The organism is Streptomyces sp. NBC_00162 (genome assembly GCF_024611995.1).
In the GTDB taxonomy this organism is placed as follows: Bacteria; Actinomycetota; Actinomycetes; order Streptomycetales; family Streptomycetaceae; genus Streptomyces.
On sequence record NZ_CP102509.1, the window covers coordinates 6641051 to 6662075 of the forward strand.

Genomic DNA, 21025 nt, shown 5'->3' on the forward strand with positions numbered 1-21025 from the left:
CGTTACTGCGCCCCCGGGCGGACCAGACCGCTCTCGTACGCGTACACCGCCGCCTGGACCCGGTCGCGCAGACCCAGCTTCGTCAACACGTGCCCCACATGCGTCTTGACCGTCGTCTCGCTCACGAACAGGTCCGCCGCGATCTCCGCGTTCGACAGACCCCGGGCCACCAGCTTCAGCACCTCCACCTCGCGCTCGGTCAGCGTCCCCAGCGTGTCCGGGACGCTCTCCTCACCCGACGGCAGATGCCCCGCGTACTTGTCCAGCAGCCGGCGCGTGATGCTCGGCGCCAGCATCGCCTCGCCCGCCGCCACCACCCGGATCGCCTGCACCAGCTCATTGGCCGGCGCATCCTTCAGCAGGAAGCCGCTCGCCCCCGCCCGCAGCGCCTCCACCACGTACTCGTCCAGGTCGAACGTGGTCAGTACGAGCACCTTCGCCGGACCGTCCCGGCCCGGACCGGTGATCTGCCGGGTCGCCTCCACCCCGTCCATCCGCGGCATCCGGATGTCCATCAGCACCACGTCGGGCTGCAGCGCACGCACCTGGTCCAGCGCCTGCAGACCGTCCCCGGCCTCGCCGACCACCGCCAGGTCCCCTTCCGCCTCCAGAATCATCCGGAAACCGGTGCGCAGCAGTGGCTGGTCGTCGACCAGCAGGACGCGGATCGCCACGGGGTCTACCTCTATTCGTCGGACGGCTTCGGCGGACCCCGCCCATTCTGCCCTGAGGGGACGATCAGGAATCCGCCGGGCGGACCTCCGCCCCGGGGCGCGGAACGATCGTCAACGGATAGGCCGGGGGAGTCCCCCCGAACTCGGGACACACCGCCTGATGATCACACCAGCCGCACAGCTTCGTCGGCCGCGGCCGCCACTCACCGCTCTCCGTCGCCTCCCGGATCGCCTCCCACAGCGCGAGCAGCTTGCGTTCCACCCGCTCCAGATCCGCCACCACCGGGTCGTACGTCAGCACGTCCCCACTGCCCAGATACACCAGCTGAAGCCGCCGCGGCACCACCTGCTTCAGCCGCCACACCACCAGCGCGTAGAACTTCATCTGGAACAGCGCACCCTCCGCGTACTCCGGCCGCGGCGCCTTGCCCGTCTTGTAGTCGACGATCCGCACCTCACCCGTCGGCGCGACGTCCACCCGGTCGATGATCCCGCGCAACCGCAGCCCCGACTCGAGCTCCGTCTCCACGAAGAACTCCCGCTCCACCGGCTCCAGCCGCGTCGGGTCCTCCAACGTGAACCACCGCTCCACCAGCGCCTCGGCCTCCGTCAGCCACCGCGCCAGCTCCGCCCCCTCGTCACCCTCCGGGAACAGCTCCGTCAGCTCCGGCTTCGCCTCCAGCAGCCGGTCCCACTGCCCCGGGATCAAGGCCTTCGCCCGCGGCGCGGTCCGCTCCTGCGCCGGATGATCGAAAAGTCGCTCCAGCACGGCATGCACCAGCGTCCCGCGGGTAGCCGCCGCACTGGGCTTCTCCGGCAGCTTGTCGATCACCCGGAACCGGTACAGCAACGGGCACTGCATGAAATCGCTCGCCCGTGAAGGGGAGAGCGAAGCGGGCCGTGCGGCGCTCGGCGCTGCGTCGGCCGGACCGTTACCGGAGCTCGTCGTCATGCACAAAACCCTACGACCCACCACGGACAGCACGCGCATACCATCGACGCACAGGCCCCTCGCACTGCATGATCGAGGCATCACACCGCGCCACAGAACGACGCGAGCAACCCGCAAACACCCTCCCCGGACACCCTCCGGGGCCCCCGGAACGAAGGACAGACGTGGCAGACACCGACGAAACCGGCGAGCGCGGAGGCCGGCGCTCCGGACCGGGCGGCGGACTCCTCATGGGCCGCCCCTTCGGCGTGCCCGTCTACGTCTCACCCAGCTGGTTCCTCGTCGCCGCCCTCATCACCTGGGTCTTCGGCGACCAGCTCGACCGCATCCTGCCCGACCTCGGCCCCGTCCGCTACCTCGTCTCCCTCTTCTTCGCCGTCGCCTTCTACGCCTCCGTCCTCGTCCACGAACTCGCGCACACCGTCGCCGCCCTCCGCTTCAAACTCCCCGTGCGCCGCATCCAGCTCCAGTTCTTCGGCGGAGTCTCCGAGATCGAGAAGGAATCCGAGACCCCCGGCCGCGAATTCGTCCTCGCCTTCGTCGGCCCCCTGCTCTCCCTCGTCCTCGCCGGAGCCTTCTACCTCGGCATGAAGGCCGTCGACCCCGCCACCGTCCCCGGCGTCCTCCTCGCCGGCCTGATGATCTCCAACCTGCTCGTCGCCGCCTTCAACCTGCTGCCCGGCCTCCCCCTCGACGGCGGCCGCATGCTCCGCGCCGTCATCTGGGGCATCACCGGCAAACCCATGACCGGCACCATCGCCGCCGCCTGGATCGGCCGCGGCCTCGCCGTCGCCGTCCTCCTCGGCCTGCCGCTCCTCACCCACACCGGGATCGTCGGCAACCGCACCACCGAGATCGGCGGCATGGACACCGTCATGGACGCCCTGCTCGCCGCCATCCTCGCCGCCATCATCTGGACCGGAGCCGGCAACAGCCTGCGCATGGCCCGCCTGCGCGAACACCTCCCCGAACTCAGGGCCCGCTCCCTCACCCGCCGCGCCATCCCCGTCGAGAACGCCACCCCCCTCTCCGAGGCCCTGCGCCGCGCCAACGAAGCCGGCGCCCGCGCCCTCGTCGTCGTCGACGGCCACGGAGACCCCATGGCCATCGTCCGGGAGAGCGCCATCGCCTCCGTCCCCGAACACCGCCGCCCCTGGATCGCCGTCAGCACCCTCGCCCAGGACCTCACCGACGGCATGAAGGTTTCAGCGGACCTCACCGGCGAAGAACTCCTCGAACACCTCCGCGCCACCCCCGCCACCGAGTACCTCGTCCTCGAACCCGGCGGCGAGATCTACGGCGTGCTCTCCACCCTCGACGTCGAGAAGGCCTTCGTGAAGGCCATGGCGCGGCCCCAGTCCTGAAGCCAATACACTGGTCACATGTCCGAACCGACCGGTGCCGCCCGCCGACGCGGGCCCTTCGAGGTCGGGGACCAGGTTCAGCTCACCGACCCCAAGGGCCGCCACTACACGTTCACGCTCGAAGCCGGGAAGAATTTCCACACCCACAAGGGTTCCTTCCCGCACGACGAGCTGATCGGTGCTCCCGAAGGCAGTGTTGTCCGCACCACGGGCAACGTCGCCTACCTCGCGCTGCGTCCCCTGCTCCCCGACTATGTCCTGTCCATGCCCCGCGGCGCCGCCGTGGTCTACCCCAAGGACGCGGGCCAGATCCTGGCCTTCGCCGACATCTTCCCCGGCGCCCGCGTCGTGGAAGCAGGTGTGGGCTCCGGCTCCCTGAGCAGCTTCCTGCTGCGCGCCATCGGCGACCAGGGCATGCTCCACAGCTACGAGCGCCGCGCGGACTTCGCCGAGATCGCCACCGCCAACGTCGAGCGCTACTTCGGCGGCCCGCACCCCGCGTGGCAGCTGACCGTGGGCGACCTCCAGGACAACCTGTCCGACACCGACGTCGACCGCGTCGTCCTCGACATGCTCGCCCCCTGGGAGTGCCTGGACGCCGTCTCCAAGGCGCTGGTCCCCGGCGGCATCCTCTGCTGCTACGTGGCCACGACCACCCAGCTCTCCCGGACCGTCGAATCCATCCGCGAGATCGGCTGCTTCGCCGAACCGCAGCCCTGGGAATCGATGATCCGCAACTGGCACGTCGAAGGCCTCGCCGTCCGCCCGGACCACCGGATGATCGGCCACACCGGCTTCCTCGTCACCGCCCGCCGCCTCGCGGACGGCGTCGAGCCCCCGATGCGCCGCCGCCGCCCCTCCAAGGGCGCCTACGGCGAGGACTACGACGGCCCCGGCAGCGACCGCTCCGCGTAGCGGCTCCACCGAAGCCGGCCCAACACGAAGGCACTGTGGCTCAGTTCCCCCCACCATCCGGGAACTGAGCCACAGTGCCTTTTCGTTGTCTGGGTACCGGCACCGGACCCGGCCGTTCCACCTCCGTGTGAGGTGTGGCACGATGCTGGCTCCCCGTCACCCTTCGCACAGGAGACACCCCGCGTGCTGCACAGCCCCGCCGAGCTGGAGCCCACCCTGGAAACCCTGGCGCACAGCCACGCCCGGCTCGTCCACTGGCTCGCCACGGCCACCGCCATGGCCGCCGTCATAGCCACCGCGGGAGTCGTCCAGCCGGCCACCGGCACCCCCGCCGCCTCCGCGGACCCCGTGGCGAACGGCCCGCAGGCCACCGCCCCCGACGCCGCGGCGGTCACGTACCCCCTCGACTGCAAGGGCAACCCGCAGGCTGTCACCGCCACCGCCGAGGGCGACCTCGACGGCGACGGCCGCCCCGAGACCGTCGCCGCCGTCCGCTGCCAGGCGGGCTCCGGCACCCCGCCCCACGCGATCTACGTACTCACCCAGACTGCGCCCGACAAAGACGCGACCGAGGGCGCCCGCCCCCGCGTCGTGGCCACCCTCCTCGACACCCCGCAGCGGCAGACCGCCACCGATCTCACCGTGCGCGACGGAATCGTCACCGCCACGCTCCTCGGCTACTCCTCACCCGACGTCCCGCGCTACAGCCCGGACGTGAAGAAGCTCGCCAAGTGGCGCTGGAGCGACGGAAAATTCCGCCAGGAGCTGACGGACTCGACCGCCAGGAGTGTTTGAAGCGTCACTCGGCGTCGGGACCGAACACTTCCACCCTGTCCGAAACGCGCCTTACGTGGATGCAGTCGCCCGGACATTCCTTCGCCGAGTCCACCACGTCCTGGAGCAGCGTCAGCGGAACCGGAGTGGTCGCCCCCGCCGCCTGCAGCAGCTCGTCCTCGGGGCTCTTCACGTACGCCAGACCATCGATGTCCAGCTCGAACACCTCCGGCGCGTACTGCGCGCAGATACCGTCCCCGGTGCAGAGGTCCTGGTCGATCCAGACCTCCAGCGGCTCCCCGGACTCTCCGGCGCCGCCCTTCGGAGCCTCCTGCTGCACGGTCATATCTCCTGCCGTTCCCTGCGCTGAGTGATCCACCCCGGTCACTACTCGCAGCAAGTCGCGCGAGCTCTGACGGGTGTTGAACAGTTCGACCTTACAACCGGCCGCTTTCAGATGTTCATGGGTGGGTATTTCCTTGGCGTGAGGGAGTACGCAAGGGTGAAGATCGGACACACCTCTACCGTCTTTGTGATCTAGGGGTTTCAATCACCACCAGCCCAGGTAGGGTCAGGAAGCGTCCAGCTCCCCTTGGAGGAGGTGAGGACCGTGGCAGCCCACGACGACGACATCAACCGCGGCATCCGGCCCGGGCGAGGGTCTGAGGACCCCGCCGGCCAGGTTGCCTATCTCGAGCAGGAAATCGCCGTCCTGCGACGTAAGCTCGCCGACTCTCCGCGACACACGAGGATTCTCGAAGAGCGGATCATCGAGCTCCAGACAAATCTGGCCGGCGTCTCCGCGCAAAACGAACGACTCGCGAACACCCTCCGTGAGGCCCGCGACCAGATCGTGGCCCTCAAGGAAGAAGTCGACCGGCTCGCACAGCCGCCGGCCGGTTTCGGTGTCTTCCTGCAGGCGAACGAGGACGGCACCGTCGACATCTTCACCGGAGGCCGAAAGCTCCGCGTGAACGTCAGCCCCAGCGTCGAACCGGAAGACCTCCGGCGCGGCCAGGAAGTCATGCTCAACGAGGCCCTCAACGTGGTCGAGGCCATGGAATTCGAGCGGGCCGGGGACATCGTCACCCTCAAGGAGATCCTCGAGGACGGCGAGCGCGCCCTGGTCGTCGGGCACACCGACGAGGAGAGGGTGGTGAGGCTCGCCGAGCCGCTCCTGGACATCATCATCCGCCCCGGCGACGCCCTGCTGCTCGAACCCCGCTCCGGCTACGTCTACGAGGTCGTCCCCAAGAGCGAGGTCGAAGACCTCGTCCTCGAAGAGGTCCCCGACATCGACTACGACAAGATCGGCGGCCTGGGCGACCAGATCGAGCTGATCCGCGACGCGGTCGAGCTCCCGTACCTCTACCCCGACCTGTTCAAGGAACACGAACTGCGCCCGCCGAAGGGCATCCTGCTCTACGGCCCGCCCGGCTGCGGCAAGACGCTCATCGCCAAGGCCGTCGCCAACTCCCTTGCCAAGAAGGTCGCCGAGGTGACCGGACAGGCCCAGGGGAAGTCGTACTTCCTGAACATCAAGGGCCCCGAGCTCCTCAACAAGTACGTCGGCGAGACCGAGCGGCACATCCGCCTCGTCTTCCAGCGTGCCCGCGAGAAGGCGAGCGAGGGCACCCCCGTCATCGTCTTCTTCGACGAGATGGAATCCCTCTTCCGCACCCGCGGATCCGGCGTCAGCTCGGACGTGGAGAACACCATCGTCCCGCAGCTCCTCGCCGAGATCGACGGTGTGGAAGGCCTGGAGAACGTCATCGTCATCGGCGCCTCCAACCGCGAGGACATGATCGACCCGGCCATCCTGCGCCCCGGACGCCTCGACGTGAAGATCAAGATCGAGCGCCCGGACGCCGAGGCCGCGAAGGACATCTTCGCGAAGTACCTCAAGGCCTCGCTGCCCCTGCACACGGACGACCTGTCCGAACACCAGGAATCGCGGCCCGGCACCGTCCACAGCATGATCCAGACCGTCGTCGAGCAGATGTACGCCGAAACCGAGGAGAACCGCTTCCTCGAGGTCACGTACGCCAACGGCGACAAGGAAGTCCTCTACTTCAAGGACTTCAACTCGGGCGCGATGATCCAGAACATCGTGGACCGTGCGAAGAAGATGGCCATCAAGGCCTTCCTCGAGCACAACCAGAAGGGCCTCCGGGTCTCCCACCTCCTCCAGGCTTGCGTGGACGAGTTCAAGGAGAACGAGGACCTGCCCAACACCACCAACCCGGACGACTGGGCCCGCATCTCCGGAAAGAAGGGCGAGCGGATCGTATTCATCCGCACCCTCGTCACCGGAAAGCAGGGCGCCGACACCGGACGCTCCATCGACACGGTGGCAAACACCGGTCAGTACCTCTGACCAAGCGGAGCGGCTGCGGATGCCCTCCCAGGGCATCCGCAGCCGACTGCTTTACCGACTGCTTTTCAGCCGGTGACGAGGCGAATTCAATGACGGAAATGATCTCCCCACGAGCGCGGAGTGGTTCTAGGCTCATCCGTACCGCCGGACGCGCAGTGCGGGGACGGGCACCGCACAGGCACACGCAACGGAGCACCAGCGGTACTTGAGCGCCGCTCCCGAAGGGGAGCGCCGCCGGGCAAGGAGGGCCGCATGACCGTACGGCGAGTAATGGGGATCGAGACGGAGTACGGGATCTCCGTCCCGGGACACCCGAACGCCAATGCCATGCTCACCTCGTCCCAGATCGTCAACGCCTACGCGGCGGCGATGCACCGGGCGCGCCGCGCCCGCTGGGACTTCGAGGAGGAGAATCCGCTGCGGGACGCCCGCGGCTTCGACCTCGCCCGCGAGGCCGCCGACAACAGCCAGCTGACCGACGAGGACATCGGCCTCGCCAACGTCATCCTCACGAACGGCGCACGCCTCTACGTCGACCACGCACACCCCGAGTACAGCTCGCCGGAGATCACCAATCCGCTCGACGCCGTGCTCTGGGACAAGGCCGGCGAACGGATCATGGCCGAAGCCGCCGTCCGGGCCGCCCAGCTCCCCGGCGCCCAGCCGATCCACCTCTACAAGAACAACACCGACAACAAGGGCGCCTCCTACGGCACCCACGAGAACTACCTGATGAAGCGGGAAACCCCCTTCTCGGAGATCGTGCGCCACCTGACCCCCTTCTTCGTCTCCCGCCAGGTCGTCACCGGCGCGGGACGCGTGGGCATCGGGCAGGACGGCCGCGAACACGGCTTCCAGATCAGCCAGCGCGCGGACTACTTCGAGGTCGAGGTCGGCCTGGAGACCACCCTGAAGCGGCCCATCATCAACACCCGGGACGAACCGCACTCGGACGCCGAGAAGTACCGCCGCCTGCACGTGATCATCGGCGACGCGAACCTGTCCGAGATCTCCACGTACCTCAAGCTCGGCACGACCTCGCTGGTCCTCGGGATGATCGAGGACGGGTTCATCAACGTCGACCTCGCCATCGACCAGCCGGTACGCACCCTGCACCAGGTCTCCCACGACCCCGACCTGAAGCACCTGATCACGCTGCGCAGCGGCCGCACGCTGACCGCCGTACAACTCCAGATGGAGTACTTCGAGCTGGCCAGGAAGTACGTGGAGGAGCGCTCCGGGTCCGATGTGGACGACCAGACGGCGGACGTGCTGGCCCGCTGGGAGGACGTGCTGGGCCGGCTGGAGACCGACCCGATGAGCCTGTCGGGGGAGCTCGACTGGATCGCGAAACGAGAGATCCTGGAGGGCTACCGGCGCCGGGACGGGCTGGGCTGGGACGCGGCGCGGCTGCACCTGGTGGACCTCCAGTACTCGGACGTACGGCCGGAGAAGGGCCTGTACAACCGCCTGGTGGCCCGCGGCAAGATGCAGCGGCTGGTGGACGAGCAGGACGTCGAGCGGGCCCGGAGCAAGCCGCCGGAGGACACCCGGGCGTACTTCCGCGGCCGGTGCCTGGAGCAGTACGCGGACGACGTGGCCGCGGCCTCCTGGGACTCGGTGATCTTCGACCTCCCGGGGCACGACTCGCTCCAGCGGGTCCCGACGATGGAGCCGCTGCGCGGCACGCGGGCGCACGTGAAGGAGCTCCTGGACAGGTGCCGCACGGCGGAGGATCTGGTGCGGGTGCTTTCGGGGCGGTGAGAGGGGCCTGAAAGGCCTCCGGTCCGGGAATCATGAAGAGAACCGGACGTTGTGAAAGTACGGGGACGAATGTCAGACCCTCCTTGTAGGGTCGGACGTAGGGTCTGATCTTGAGGGATCCCGAATCCCGGGGTCCCTCGACGTGAGCGTGCGAACCGAGCGGGGTGAGGTAGACATGGCGACCAAGGACACCGGCGGCGGACAGCAGAAGGCGACGCGCTCGACCGAGGAGGTCGAGGAGGCGGCGGTCGAGGAATCGACCGACCTCAAGGAGCGCCAGGAAAAGCTCTCCGACGACGTCGACTCCGTACTTGACGAGATTGACGATGTCCTAGAGGAGAATGCCGAGGACTTCGTTCGAAGTTTCGTTCAAAAAGGCGGCCAGTAGCCTTCGAATCGAAGGTGAAGGGCGGGGTGGGTGCTCGGAAGGCAAGAGTCGAAGTGCTGCGCGCGGTGTGGCGACGAGAAGCCGCGCGCAGCCTTCGCGATCAAGCGGTCGAACATGGACGGCCTGCAACGTGAATGCCGCGATTGCATGGCGGACTACCACCGCGACCGTCAGATAGCCCTGGGGCAGAAGGTGCGCCCTCGGGTGGAAGTGCCCGAAGGGCACAAACTCTGCCTTCGTTGTGGCGAGGTCAAACCCCATTCGGAATGGCATCGGAATGCGACAGCTTCGGACGGTCTCTCGACGCGATGCAAGGTGTGCCGCGCGGCCGAGGGGCGGGCAGGGCACCTCAAGCGCACATACGGCATGACCGAGGCGCAGCGCGACGAAATGATTGCCGCGCAAGGTGGTGTCTGTTGTATCTGTCTAAAGGCTCCCGCCGTCCATGTGGATCACTGCCACACGACGGGTAAGGTCCGAGGCGTACTGTGCTTCAACTGCAACACGGCCATCGGCAAGTTGGGTGACGATCCTGACGCTGCCCGTCGGGTCGTCTCATATCTGGAGGGACACGCGTGGAAGCCAACAATCGTGGCACAGGGCGTCTACCGGCAGCCTTCCTGACGCCGGGGTCGTCGTCCTTCATGGACTTCCTGGGCGCGCACTCGCCCGAGATGCTGCCCGGCAACCGCAGGCTGCCGGATGGCGTCATCGAGGCGCCGCACGGGACGACCATCGTGGCCGCCACCTTCCCCGGCGGGGTCGTGCTCGCCGGTGACCGGCGGGCGACCATGGGGAACATGATCGCGCAGCGGGACATCGAGAAGGTGTTCCCGGCCGACGAGTACTCCGCGGTGGGCATCGCCGGTACGGCCGGCCTGGCCGTGGAGATGGTCAAGCTGTTCCAGCTGGAGCTGGAGCACTTCGAGAAGGTGGAGGGGACGACCCTTTCGCTCGAGGGCAAGGCGAACCGGCTCTCGACCATGATCCGGAGCAATCTGGGCATGGCCATGCAGGGACTGGCCGTCGTACCGCTCTTCGCCGGGTACGACGAGGCCAAGGAGAAGGGCCGGATCTTCTCCTACGACGTGACCGGCGGCCGCTCGGAGGAGCACGGCTTCGCCGCCACCGGATCGGGCTCGATCTTCGCCCGCGGTTCGATGAAGAAGCTCTTCCGCCCGGATCTGACGGAGGAGCAGGCCACCACGCTGGTCGTGCAGGCGCTGTACGACGCCGCCGACGACGACTCGGCGACCGGTGGGCCGGACCTGTACCGCCACATCTATCCGATCGTCACCGTCATCACAGACGAGGGATTCCGCAGGCTGACGGACGACGAGTCCCAGGAACTCGCCCGTGCGGTCACCAACCGTCGTCTCGAGCAGCCCGACGGCCCGCGCGCCGCCCTGCTCTGACCATCCGTCTCCCTGTAGGAGCCCAGAAGAAAGGGACGGACAGCCGGTGTCGACTCCGTTCTATGTGTCACCCCAGCAGGCCATGGCCGACCGGGCGGAATACGCCCGGAAGGGCATCGCCCGCGGTCGCAGCCTTGTCGTGCTGCAGTATGCCGACGGCATCGTGTTCGTCGGCGAGAACCCGTCCCGTGCGCTGCACAAGTTCAGCGAGATCTACGACCGGATCGGCTTCGCGGCCGCCGGCAAGTACAACGAGTACGAGAACCTGCGGATCGGCGGTGTGCGCTACGCGGATCTGCGCGGTTACACCTACGACCGTGACGATGTGACGGCCCGTGGGCTGGCGAACGTGTACGCGCAGACGCTCGGCACGATCTTCTCGAGTGCCGGGGAGAAGCCGTACGAGGTGGAGCTGGTCGTCGCCGAGGTCGGTGCGACGGCCGCCGGGGACCAGATCTACCGGCTTCCGCATGACGGGTCGATCGTGGACGAGCACGGTTCGGTCGCGGTCGGCGGCAACGCCGAGCAGATCAGCACGTTCATGGATCAGCGGCACCGGGACGGGATGACCCTGTCGGAGGCGCTGAAGCTGGCGGTGCAGGCGCTGTCCAGCCAGGCCAACGGCGCCGACAAGACGATTCCGGCGGAGCGGCTGGAGGTTGCGGTGCTGGACCGGACGCGGGCGCAGCAGCGCAAGTTCAAGCGGATCCGGGGCCGGCAGCTGTCGCGGCTGCTGGAGGCGGACGTCACGGCGGCGGTCCAGGCCGATGCCGTGTCGAACGACGAGGCTCCGGAGGACGAGGCGGAGTAGTACCTCGTGGAGTGAAAGCCCCGGTTCGCCCTTTGCGGCGGGCCGGGGCTTCGTCGTGTTCAGCGGGCGGCGGCGGGGGCGGGCCCGGAGGAGTCGCGGACGACCAGCTCGACGGGGAGGTCGGGGGCGGTCCAGGGGGCGCCGTCGAGGACGGCGAGGAGGGCGGTCATGCCCTGTTCGCCGACGCGTTCGGCGGGGAGGTGGACCGTGGTGAGTTCGGGTTCGACGGCGGTGGCGAGGGCGAGGTCGTCGAAGCCGGTGACGGAGAGGTCGGCGGGGACGTGCAGGCCGTGGCGGCGGGCGGCCTTGCAGGCGCCCGCGGCGAGGATGTCGTCGTCGCAGATGACGGCGGTGGGCCGGTCGCCGGGGGCCGCGAGGGCCGCCTCCATGGCCGTACGGGCGCCGTCCACGCTGAGGGGGGCCCGTACGGTGCGCAGCTCGGCGTGGGGGCTCAGGTGGGCGCTGAGGGCTTCGGCGCGGATGTCGAAGGTCCAGGAGTCGACGGCGGAGGCGAGGTGGAGGAAGCGCCGGTGGCCGAGGGCGAGGAGGTGTTCGGTGACCTGGCGCATGCCGTCGGCCATGGCGAGGTTGACGTGGGCGGCGGCGGTTCCGGCGGTGGGGTCGCTGTCGAGCATGACGAGGGGGAGGCCGTCGCCGCCGAGGGCGTCGAGGGCGTCGGCGGCCATGGAGGAGGCGATGACGCCGTCCAGGGCGGCGCGGGCGGAGGCGAAGGGGTCGCGGGCGGGGCCGGTGCCGTCGGGGGAGGGGTAGAGGACGACGCCGAAGCCGTGTTCGGCGGCGATGCGGGCGGCGCCGGTGTAGACGCGGGCGAAGAACTCGTTGGTGAGGGCGGGGACGACGAGCAGGGCGGTGCGGGTGGTGCCGAGGCGGAGGTTGCGGGCGGCGAGGTTGGGGCGGTAGCCGAGGTGGGCGGCGGTTTCGCGGACGTGGGTGGCGGTGCGTGCGGAGACGCGGCCGCGCCATTTGTCGCCGAGTACGAGGGAGACGGTGGCCTGGGAGACCCCGGCGGCGGTGGCCACGTCCCGGCTGGTGGGTCTCGTCACAGGGGGCTCCTGAACTGCGAGGTCGGCGAGGTCGGTGGGGTGGTCTCGGGTCCGTTGGGTGGACCCGTCAACTGTCGTCATGGTACGTATGACGGGTCACGTTATACGTATTACCCCGGCTGGTTCCGGGCAGAAGGGGGCGTTCATGGCCGCGGGATACGCGGAGCTGCTCAGGACCCGGCATGCCGCGAGGCTGCTGGTGGGCACGCTCATAGGGCGGCTGCCCAACGCCACGGCGCCGATCGCGATCGTGCTGTTCACGCGGGCCGAGGGCGGCAGCTACAGCCTGGCGGGGGCGCTGGCCGCCGTGTACGGGGTGGCGAACGCGGTGGGTCAGCCGCTGCTCGGGCGGGCCGTGGACGTGTACGGGCAGCCGCGTGTGCAGCTGCCGGCCGCGGTGCTCTCCGCGCTGGGCATGGTGTGGCTGGCCGCGGCGGGTACCGGGGCGGCGGCGGCCGCGTATGCGGCGGTGGTCGTCGCGGGGCTGTTCACGCCGCCGCTGGAGGGCGGGCTGCGGGCGCTGTGGCCGGGCGTGCTGGGCGGCAAGGAGGAGCGGGTGCATGCCGCGTACGCGATGGACGCGGTGGCCCAGGAGGTCATGTTCACGGTCGGCCCGCTGCTGGTGACGCTGTTCGTGGCGCTGTGGTCGCCGGCCGGGGCGCTGCTGGCGCTGAACGCGATCGGGGTGCTGGGTGCGCTGTCGGTCGTGGTGAGCGAGCCCTCCCGCGGGTGGCGTTCGGAGCCGCGTGAGGCGCACTGGCTGGGGGCTCTGCGGTCCCGGGGTCTGCTGGCGCTGCTCGGGGCGTTCTTCTTCGTGGGGACGGCGCTGGGTTCGATCACGGTGGCGGGTGTGGCGTACGCGGACGATCACGGGAACCAGGCGGTGTACGGCTGGCTGATGGCGGCGCTGGGGCTGGGTGCGCTGATCGGTGGGGTGTTCTACGGGGCCCGTGAGTGGGCGGGTGCGCCGGAGCGGCGGCTGCGGATGCTGGTGGCGCTGCTGGCGCTGTGTTACCTGCCGCTGATGCTGACGCCCGGGCCGGTGGCGATGACGCTGCTGGCGGCGCTGGCGGGTGTGTTCCTGGCGCCCGCGCTGGCGTGTGCGTTCATCGTGGTGGACCGGCACGCACCGGCGGGGACGGTGACGGAGGCGTTCTCGTGGCTGGTGACGTTCTTCGGGGTGGGTGCGGCGATCGGCACGGCGGCGGCGGGTCCGGCGGTGGAGCTGGGCGGTACCGCGGCGGGCTTCGGTGTGGCGAGCGTGGCGGGCGGCGCGGCGCTGCTGGTGCTGATGGTCACTCAGCGGGTGCTGGCAACTGTGGGACGGAGTCGCGCGGTGGCCGGCTCGGCTGACGGGTCGTCCGGGGACGCTCGCGAGGTGCCGTCGGGGGCCCGGGCGGAAGGCTGATCCGGGGTCGCGACGGCGGGTCATGCGCGGGCGCGTCGGAGCGGCCATCGGAAACTGATCGAAATGGCGCTCTCGAACCCGGTTTCAGAAGAGGGCAGAAGGCGTAATGTTCAGTCATGGACCGCCGCATTTTCGGGCTGGAGAACGAGTACGGCGTCACGTGCACGTTCAGGGGACAGCGCCGACTGTCTCCTGACGAAGTGGCGCGCTACCTCTTCCGCCGTGTTGTGTCATGGGGCCGCAGCAGCAATGTCTTCCTGCGGAACGGCGCCCGTCTGTACCTCGACGTGGGTTCGCATCCGGAATATGCAACTCCCGAATGTGACAACGTGACCGAGTTGGTCACGCACGACAAGGCCGGCGAGCGCATTCTCGAAGGCCTGCTCGTCGACGCCGAACGCCGCCTGCACGAGGAGGGAATCGCGGGCGACGTCTATCTCTTCAAGAACAACACCGACTCGGCGGGCAACTCGTACGGCTGCCACGAGAACTACCTGGTGGCCCGGCACGGGGAATTCTCCCGCCTGGCGGACATTCTCATTCCCTTCCTCGTCACGCGGCAGCTGATCTGCGGTGCGGGCAAGGTGCTCCAGACGCCCAGGGGCGCGGTCTACTGCGTGAGCCAGCGGGCCGAGCACATCTGGGAGGGCGTCAGCTCCGCGACGACCCGTTCCCGGCCGATCATCAACACCCGGGACGAGCCGCACGCGGATGCCGAGCGCTACCGCCGGCTGCACGTGATCGTGGGCGACTCGAACATGTCCGAGACGACCATGCTGCTCAAGGTCGGGGCCACGGACCTGGTGCTGCGCATGATCGAGGCGGGCACGGTGATGCGGGACCTGACCCTGGAGAACCCGATCCGGGCGATCCGCGAGGTCAGCCACGACATCACGGGTCAGCGCAAGGTGCGCCTCGCGAGCGGCCGGGAGGCCTCGGCGCTGGAGATCCAGCGGGAGTACTACGACAAGGCGGTGGACTTCGCCGAGCGGCGGGGCATCCGTACCGGCGTGGTGGACCAGGTGCTGGAGCTGTGGGGCCGCACGCTCGACGCGATCGAGGCGGAGGACCTGGACCGGATCGGGACCGAGATCGACTGGGTCATGAAGTACCAGCTGATCGAGCGGTACCGGGCGAAGCACAACATGACCATGTCGAATCCGCGGGTGGCTCAGATAGACCTCGCCTACCACGACATCCACCGCCGGCGCGGGCTGTACTACCTGCTGGAGCGCAAGGGGCAGGCGGCGCGGATCTGCAACGACCTCAAGATCTTCGAGGGCAAGTCGGTGCCTCCGCAGACGACGAGGGCGCGGCTGCGCGGTGACTTCATCCGGCGGGCGCAGGAGCAGCGGCGGGACTTCACGGTGGACTGGGTGCACCTGAAGCTGAACGACCAGGCGCAGCGGACGGTGCTGTGCAAGGACCCGTTCCGGTCGGTGGACGACCGGGTGGAGAAGCTGATCGCCGGCATGTGAGTGCGTGGTGTGACATAGCACTGATCTGGGGCAGGGCCTCGTACGGATCTCGTACGGGGCCCTTCTCACGGCTTAGAGTGGCGGGCGACCGCCTTGCCGTCTGAGATCTGAGGAACACGTGCGCCGACTTGCCGGCCTGCTTGTCGTACCCCTTCTGCTGCTGTCGACAGCGGCGTGTGGCGACGACAGCGGCTCCGACTCCGCCCAGATGAAGAACGGGGTGCCCTCGATCACCAAGGGCGCCAAGTTCGGGGAGACGCCCACCCTGTCGAAGGGCAAGGGGGAACCGCCCAAGGAGCTGAAGGTGGAGACCCTCAGCGAGGGCGACGGCCCGGCGCTGAAGAAGGGCGACATCGCCCAGGTCAACTACCTCGGCCAGGTGTGGGACGGCAAGGATCCGTTCGACGCCAGCTTCGGCAAGGGCAAGCCGTTCGACGTGACCATCGGCGCGGGCATGGTCATCAAGGGCTGGGACCAGGGCCTGGAGGGCCAGAAGGTCGGCAGCCGCGTCGAGCTGGTCATCCCGCCGGCCCTCGGTTACGGCGAGCAGGGCTCGGGCGAGAAGATCAAGCCGAACGCCACGCTGGTCTTCGTCGTGGACATCGTCAAGGGCACCTCCGTCCCGGCCTCGGCCACGGGCAAGGAGGTCGCCCAGGAGAACAAGGACCTGCCCAAGGTCGGCACGAACACGGACGGCAAGGAAGTCTCCGTGACCGTCCCGAAGGACACCGCCGAGCCGGCCAAGCTGGTCTCGAACTACGTCCTCGAGGGCGACGGTGCCGTGGTGAAGGACACCGACAACGTCGTGGTCAAGTTCAACGGCAAGACGTGGAAGGACGACAAGACCTTCGAGAGCACGTACGCCACCGACACGACGGTCACCTGGCCGATGGAGCAGCTGTCCGTCAAGGGCCTGAAGGACGGTCTTCTCGGCAAGAAGGTCGGCAGCCGGATCCTGCTGGTCATCCCGCCGGACCTGGCCTTTGGTGACAAGGAGCAGGGGACCATCCCGGCCAAGTCGACGCTGGTCTTCAGCCTCGACATCCTCGCCGTGATGTAAGACTGTTCCGGTTGGCCCCCGTTCGTACGTATGAGGAGCAGTTCCGTGAGCGACAAGCTCGAGAAGCCCGAGATCGACTTCCCCGAGGGCCCGGTCCCGACCGCCCTGGTCATCGAGGACATCTGGCTGGGCGACGGCGCCGAGGCCAAGGCCGGTTCCATGGTCTCCGTCCACTACGTGGGCGTGGCCTTCTCCACCGGCGAGGAGTTCGACGCCTCGTGGAACCGCGGTTCCGCTCTGCAGTTCCCGCTCGGCGCCGGCCGTGTCATCGCCGGCTGGGACCAGGGCATCCAGGGCATGAAGGTCGGCGGCCGTCGCAAGCTGACGATCCCCGCGCACCTCGCCTACGGTGACCGTGGCGCGGGCGGCGCGATCGCCCCGGGCGAGACGCTGATCTTCGTGTGCGACCTGATGGCCGCCTGATCACCAGGCTGCCGTGAGCCGAGGGCCCCCGCCGTGAGGCGGGGGCCCTCGCTTTTGTCCGGGCCCGCCGGGGCGGTACGGTCAGCGGTCACGAGTGTGTGTCGAGAACGGGGGAACGGCGTCGATGGCGATTGCCAAGGCCGAGCGGCTGATGAATCTGGCGCTGTGTCTGCTGGGGACCCGACGGCCGCTCAGCAAGCGCGAGTTGCGCGGTTCCATCGAGGCCTACCTGGAAGCCGGCAACGACGAGTCCTTCAACCGCATGTTCGAGCGGGACAAGGACGACCTGCGTGAACTCGGCCTGGTCATCGAGACGGTGGAGAACCTGGAGGGCGAAACCGGCTACCTGGCCCGCCGGGACAGCAACCGGCTGCCGCCCGTCTCCCTGGACGCCGAGGAGGCCGCGGCCCTGGGCCTGGCCGCCAAGGTCTGGCAGCAGGCCCGCCTCGCGGGCGCGGCCAGCGGCGCCCTGCAGAAGCTGCGCGCCGGCGGAATGCCGGAGGCGGGGGACCCGTACGAGGGCCAGCACAGTGCCATCGAGCCGCGCATCCCGGTCCACGAGGCGGCCTTCGAGCCGCTGATGCTGGCCTGCCGGGACCGCAGGCCGGTGGTCTTCGACTACCGCAAGTCCACCGCCGCCCGGCCCGAGACCCGGCAGGTGGAGCCCTGGGCGCTGGAGTGCTGGCGCGGCCACTGGTACCTGGCCGGCTTCGACCGGGACCGCGGGGCGGAGCGGGTGTTCCGGCTCTCGCGGATCACCGGCAAGGTGCGCTCCCGTGCGGCCAAGTACACCGCCGAGGTGCCGGACGTGGTGACCGTGCGGGAGACCGTGGCGAGCTGGGCCGGGGAGAGCGCGGACCGCTCCGCGCTGATCCGGCTGCGCGCCGGGGCGGGCTACCCGCTGCGGGCCAAGGCCACCGCCGTGCGCGAGGGCGGGGGAGGGGACGGCTGGGACGAGCTGGAGATCCCCTACGGGCACGGGCTCGATGCCTGGCTCGTGGAGTTCGGCCCGGACGTGGTGGTCGTGGAACCCGCCGATCTGCGGGCGGACGTGGTGGACCGACTGCGTGCCGTCGCCCAGGGCTGACCCGGAACACCTGTAGCTACGCCCTGAGGGGGAGACGTACCAGCATGGCTGCCAACGCCATCGACCAGACCCGCCGGATGCTGTCCCTGGTGACGTATCTGCGCGAGCGCCCGGGCGCGCACGTCGCCGACGTCGCGCGCGCCTTCGGGATCACCGAGGACGAGCTGATCTCGGACCTCGACGTGCTGCCCATGTGCGGGACCAGCTTCCGCGGCGGGGACCTGCTCGACATCGACACCGACGGCGAGCGGATCTGGTGGCGCAATCCCGACGCCTCGGGGGAGTCCACCGCCGAGCCGCTGCGGCTGGCCGCCGACGAGGCGACCGCGCTGCTGGTCGCCGCCCGCGCGGTGGCGACCCTGCCGGGGCTGCGCGAGGGTGACCGCGACGCGCTGCTGCGGGCCACCGCCAAGCTGGAGGCCGCGGCGGGCGAGGTCGCCGGGGCCAGTTCCCGGCTGTCGGTGACCTTCGAGTCGGAGGGCGGGGTCTTCGCGGACGTGGACCGGGCCATCGCGGAGCGGCGCCGGCTGTGGCTGCGGTACTACTCGCCAGCGCGGGACGAGCTCACCGAGCGCAAGGTCGACCCGATCCGGCTGTTCGCGGTCGGGCACACGTACATGGAGGGGTGGTGCCACCTCTCCGAGGCCCGGCGCACCTTCCGTCTGGACCGGGTCGCGGAGATCCGGCTGCTGGACGAGCGGGCCGAGCCGCCCGCCATCGAGCCGCGCGACCTGTCCGAGGGGCTGGTCCAGCCGGCCGCCGAGGATCCGGAGGTGGTGGTCGAGGTGGGGCCCGGCGGGCGCTGGGTCGCCGAGTACTACCCGCACGACAGCGCCGAGGAACTGGCCGGGGGCGGCTTGCGGATCACGCTGCGCAGCCCGGATCCGGCCTCGCTGCGCAGGCTCGCGCTGCGGCTGGGCCGCGAGGGGCGGATCGTCGCCCCCGTGGAACTGGCGGACAGCGCGCGCAGCGCCGCCCGGGAGGCACTCGCGGGGTACGGGGAACAGGTCTGAGGGGAGCAGCGGTCGATGTCGCCCACGTCTGGTACGTCAGTTTCATCCGCTTCGTCATCTTCGTCATCTTCGTCGGCTTCATGGGGGGATGTCTCGTTCAAGGCGGCCTGTCCCGACTGTGGTGCCCGCTTCGAACTGGACGCGGGCGCCCTGCGGCTGGTCATCGGCGGCAGCCGGCGGACCACCTTCTACTCCTTCACCTGTCCGCAGTGCGGCGCGTCCGTACGCAAGCCCGCGGGTGAACGCATCGTGGAACTGCTGACCGGCGGAGGCGTGAGCACCCTGCGGAGCCTGTGAGCCGCGCGGTGGCCTAGGCTCCTCCCATGCTGTGGCCGATGTTCGCAATTGCCCTGGGCTTCCTCGGGATCGCCGTCCTCGCCGTGCCGGCCGTACGCGTCTTCGTGGAGGTCCGCAGGCTGTCCGGGCAGGTCGCGGTGGCCAGCCGCCGGATCGCGGAGGCTTCGGAGGATCTCGAGCGGGCGGCGGCCGATCTTGCCCGGGCGGGCCGAGGCGTGCGGCCTTAAAGCGGGACGAACGGGTGCGAACGGGGCATGAACAAGCGTCCCGCGCGCAAGCGGGGATACCCCGGGGGATTGCCGGGCGTTAACCCCCGGGGGTTACGATCCTTGCCTGAGCGGTTACCGGATCTGTGTCCGAGCCGTCCAGAGCCACCACAACCAGCCGTTTCGGTGAGAAGGAAGACACACATGATCGGCAATCTGAAGCCCCTTGAGATCCTTCTGATCATCGCTGTCATCGTGCTGCTGTTCGGCGCCAAGAAGCTCCCCGAGATGGCCCGTTCCCTCGGCAAGTCGGCCCGCATCCTCAAGAGCGAGGCCAAGGCCATGAAGAAGGACGGCGAGGCGGAGGACGCGGCCACCGCGGCCCCGGCCGCCGACCAGGCGCAGCAGCCCGTCGCCCCGCGCACCATCCAGGCCGCGCCCGGTGACGTCACCAGCTCCCGGCCCGTCAGCGAGCCGAACCGCACCACCCAGGGCTGACCCAAGCCGGACACGCCAGTCATCTGCAACGAGACAAGGGACGTGGGTTGCTCAAGTCTGCCCGCAAGCAGGAGAAGCAAGAACGACAGGCAAAGGACGCCGAAGGGCGGATGCCTCTCGTCGAGCACCTGCGTGAGCTGAGAAACCGGCTGCTGAAGTCGGTCCTGGCGATCATCGTGATCACCGCCGTGGCCGCCTTCTTCTACAGGGACATCATCAACTTCCTGTTGAAGCCGATGCTGGACTCCGTCGGCTGTAAGAACGGTGTGGTGACCCAGCGCAACGGCCACCCCTGCGCCGACATGACCGTGAACGGCCTCATCTCGGCGTTCTCGATCGCCCTGAAGGTCTCGCTGATGGCCGGTGTGGTGCTGTCCGCGCCGGTGTGGCTGTACCAGCTGTGGGCGTTCGCCGCCCCCGGCCTGCACAACCACGAGAAGAAGTACGCGCGCAGTTTCGTCGCCGTGGGCGCGCCGCTGTTCGCGGCGGGCGCGGTGCTCGCGTACAAGATCCTTCCGCAGACCGCGACGATCCTGCTGGAATTCACCCCCGATCACGCGCGCAACCTGCTGCCGGTCGACGACTACCTCGATCTCGTGGCACGCATGGTCATCGTCTTCGGCCTGGCCTTCGAGCTGCCGCTGCTGCTGATCCTGCTGAACTTCACCGGCGTGCTGACTGCGAAGCGGCTGGCGAGCTGGTGGCGCGCCATGGTCCTGGGCATCACGGTCTTCGCCGCCTTCGCGACGCCCACCGGTGACCCGCTCACCATGCTGTCGCTGGCCGCCCCGATCGTGACCCTCTACTTCGTCGCGCTCGGCGTCTGCCTGCTCAACGACCGCAGGCGCAGGCGCAACGACCCCGACGCGGGCCTCGACGACGACGAAGCCGCCGAGCTGGACCTCACCCCGGCGCCGATCGGCGATATGGAAGCGGTCCCCGCTCCCGCCGCGCTGCCCGGCCAGGCCGACGGCGGACGCCAGCGGATCAACGGTTACGACGACGCGACCTGACAGGCACTGCCCCGGCTACCTCTGACCGCCGAGTGCCTTCCGGG

The 21025-nt window shown here is 69.2% G+C and carries 23 protein-coding genes; 19 read left to right on the forward strand and 4 right to left on the reverse strand.

The window, feature by feature from the left end:
• Window positions 1–2: 2 nt before the first annotated feature.
• Both JIW86_RS30775 and JIW86_RS30780 read right to left on the reverse strand, forming a co-directional pair.
• The gene (locus JIW86_RS30775; protein WP_215140774.1) at window positions 3–674 is read right to left on the reverse strand and encodes a response regulator; all 672 of its coding nucleotides are present in this window, start codon (window positions 672–674) and stop codon (window positions 3–5) included.
• A 64-nt stretch (window positions 675–738) separates the two neighbouring features.
• A complete protein-coding gene (locus JIW86_RS30780) occupies window positions 739–1626 on the reverse strand; it encodes a PD-(D/E)XK nuclease family protein (protein ID WP_215140811.1) in 888 nt (295 codons plus the stop codon).
• Window positions 1627–1856: 230 nt separating this feature from the next.
• On the opposite strand from JIW86_RS30780, the gene JIW86_RS30785 reads away from it, so the two are divergent.
• From JIW86_RS30785 to JIW86_RS30795, 3 genes are all read left to right on the forward strand, one after another.
• Entirely contained in the window at window positions 1857–2990 is a 1134-nt protein-coding gene (locus JIW86_RS30785; RefSeq protein ID WP_215140812.1) for a site-2 protease family protein, read from the forward strand.
• An 18-nt stretch (window positions 2991–3008) separates the two neighbouring features.
• Window positions 3009–3905, forward strand: coding sequence for a tRNA (adenine-N1)-methyltransferase (locus JIW86_RS30790; protein WP_215140775.1), 897 nt, complete (start codon window positions 3009–3011; stop codon window positions 3903–3905).
• Window positions 3906–4088: 183 nt separating this feature from the next.
• On the forward strand, window positions 4089–4700 hold the full coding sequence (locus tag JIW86_RS30795) for a hypothetical protein (protein WP_416237623.1): 612 nt from the start codon (window positions 4089–4091) through the stop codon (window positions 4698–4700).
• Between the two features lie 4 nt (window positions 4701–4704).
• Here JIW86_RS30795 and JIW86_RS30800 read toward each other — a convergent pair whose 3' ends face one another.
• Window positions 4705–5025, reverse strand: coding sequence for a ferredoxin (locus tag JIW86_RS30800; protein ID WP_215140776.1), 321 nt, complete (start codon window positions 5023–5025; stop codon window positions 4705–4707).
• Window positions 5026–5289: 264 nt separating this feature from the next.
• Here JIW86_RS30800 and arc point away from each other — a divergent pair, with 264 nt between their 5' ends.
• The 6 genes from arc to prcA all read left to right on the forward strand — a co-directional run bounded on the left by arc (window position 5290) and on the right by prcA (window position 11434).
• Window positions 5290–7056, forward strand: a complete 1767-nt coding sequence (arc, locus tag JIW86_RS30805; RefSeq protein WP_215140777.1) for a proteasome ATPase — start codon at window positions 5290–5292, stop codon at window positions 7054–7056.
• A gap of 252 nt (window positions 7057–7308) precedes the next feature.
• Window positions 7309–8820, forward strand: a complete 1512-nt coding sequence (gene dop, locus JIW86_RS30810; RefSeq protein WP_257557033.1) for a depupylase/deamidase Dop — start codon at window positions 7309–7311, stop codon at window positions 8818–8820.
• A 175-nt stretch (window positions 8821–8995) separates the two neighbouring features.
• A complete protein-coding gene (locus tag JIW86_RS30815) occupies window positions 8996–9208 on the forward strand; it encodes a ubiquitin-like protein Pup (RefSeq protein WP_030016348.1) in 213 nt (70 codons plus the stop codon).
• Between the two features lie 114 nt (window positions 9209–9322).
• A complete protein-coding gene (locus tag JIW86_RS30820) occupies window positions 9323–9832 on the forward strand; it encodes an endonuclease VII domain-containing protein (RefSeq protein ID WP_257557037.1) in 510 nt (169 codons plus the stop codon).
• Window positions 9784–10623: a proteasome subunit beta gene (prcB, locus tag JIW86_RS30825; protein WP_257557042.1), complete on the forward strand. Its 840-nt coding sequence runs from the start codon at window positions 9784–9786 to the stop codon at window positions 10621–10623. The genes JIW86_RS30820 and prcB overlap by 49 nt, the downstream gene beginning before the upstream one ends.
• Before the next feature lie 46 nt (window positions 10624–10669).
• Window positions 10670–11434, forward strand: coding sequence for a proteasome subunit alpha (gene prcA, locus JIW86_RS30830; protein WP_215140780.1), 765 nt, complete (start codon window positions 10670–10672; stop codon window positions 11432–11434).
• Window positions 11435–11493: 59 nt separating this feature from the next.
• On the opposite strand, the gene JIW86_RS30835 is transcribed toward prcA, so the two are convergent.
• A complete protein-coding gene (locus tag JIW86_RS30835; protein WP_257557048.1) occupies window positions 11494–12498 on the reverse strand; it encodes a LacI family DNA-binding transcriptional regulator in 1005 nt (334 codons plus the stop codon).
• Window positions 12499–12643: 145 nt separating this feature from the next.
• On the opposite strand from JIW86_RS30835, the gene JIW86_RS30840 reads away from it, so the two are divergent.
• The 10 genes from JIW86_RS30840 to tatC all read left to right on the forward strand — a co-directional run bounded on the left by JIW86_RS30840 (window position 12644) and on the right by tatC (window position 20981).
• A complete protein-coding gene (locus JIW86_RS30840) occupies window positions 12644–13906 on the forward strand; it encodes an MFS transporter (protein WP_215140782.1) in 1263 nt (420 codons plus the stop codon).
• Window positions 13907–14022: 116 nt separating this feature from the next.
• Entirely contained in the window at window positions 14023–15384 is a 1362-nt protein-coding gene (gene pafA / locus JIW86_RS30845) for a Pup--protein ligase (RefSeq protein ID WP_073920416.1), read from the forward strand.
• Window positions 15385–15502: 118 nt separating this feature from the next.
• On the forward strand, window positions 15503–16444 hold the full coding sequence (locus JIW86_RS30850) for an FKBP-type peptidyl-prolyl cis-trans isomerase (RefSeq protein WP_215140783.1): 942 nt from the start codon (window positions 15503–15505) through the stop codon (window positions 16442–16444).
• 30 nt (window positions 16445–16474) lie between these two features.
• Entirely contained in the window at window positions 16475–16867 is a 393-nt protein-coding gene (locus JIW86_RS30855; protein WP_257557052.1) for an FKBP-type peptidyl-prolyl cis-trans isomerase, read from the forward strand.
• Between the two features lie 124 nt (window positions 16868–16991).
• Entirely contained in the window at window positions 16992–17954 is a 963-nt protein-coding gene (locus JIW86_RS30860; RefSeq protein WP_215140785.1) for a helix-turn-helix transcriptional regulator, read from the forward strand.
• A gap of 44 nt (window positions 17955–17998) precedes the next feature.
• On the forward strand, window positions 17999–18967 hold the full coding sequence (locus JIW86_RS30865) for a helix-turn-helix transcriptional regulator (RefSeq protein ID WP_257557054.1): 969 nt from the start codon (window positions 17999–18001) through the stop codon (window positions 18965–18967).
• A 15-nt stretch (window positions 18968–18982) separates the two neighbouring features.
• Window positions 18983–19264, forward strand: coding sequence for a CpXC domain-containing protein (locus tag JIW86_RS30870; RefSeq protein WP_257557056.1), 282 nt, complete (start codon window positions 18983–18985; stop codon window positions 19262–19264).
• Window positions 19265–19290: 26 nt separating this feature from the next.
• On the forward strand, window positions 19291–19491 hold the full coding sequence (locus JIW86_RS30875; protein ID WP_257557058.1) for a hypothetical protein: 201 nt from the start codon (window positions 19291–19293) through the stop codon (window positions 19489–19491).
• A gap of 183 nt (window positions 19492–19674) precedes the next feature.
• Window positions 19675–19968: a Sec-independent protein translocase subunit TatA gene (gene tatA / locus JIW86_RS30880; protein WP_257557060.1), complete on the forward strand. Its 294-nt coding sequence runs from the start codon at window positions 19675–19677 to the stop codon at window positions 19966–19968.
• 47 nt (window positions 19969–20015) lie between these two features.
• Window positions 20016–20981 (forward strand): twin-arginine translocase subunit TatC, encoded by a 966-nt coding sequence (gene tatC / locus JIW86_RS30885; RefSeq protein WP_257557061.1) that lies wholly within the window; start codon window positions 20016–20018, stop codon window positions 20979–20981.
• Window positions 20982–21025 lie beyond the last annotated feature (44 nt).